The sequence below is a fragment of the Gelidibacter salicanalis genome (assembly GCF_016469035.1).
Taxonomy (GTDB): domain Bacteria; phylum Bacteroidota; class Bacteroidia; order Flavobacteriales; family Flavobacteriaceae; genus Gelidibacter; species Gelidibacter salicanalis_A.
The window spans coordinates 1-247 of record NZ_JAEHJZ010000358.1; the positions used below are offsets into that span (position 1 = coordinate 1).

The 247-nt window shown below is 51.0% G+C and carries 1 rRNA gene; it reads right to left on the reverse strand.

From position 1 onward, the window contains the following. Window positions 1-247, reverse strand: a 16S ribosomal RNA gene (locus JEM65_RS21660); the annotation flags it as partial.

Genomic DNA, 247 nt, shown 5'->3' on the forward strand with positions numbered 1-247 from the left:
CGTCATCCCCACCTTCCTCCGGTTTATCACCGGCAGTCTCCTTTGAGTTCCCGACATTACTCGCTGGCAACAAAGGATAAGGGTTGCGCTCGTTGCGGGACTTAACCCAACATTTCACAACACGAGCTGACGACAGCCATGCAGCACCTGTCTCAGAGTTCCCGAAGGCACTAAGCTATCTCTAGCGAATTCTCTGGATGTCAAGAGTAGGTAAGGTTCTTCGCGTTGCATCGAATTAAACCACATG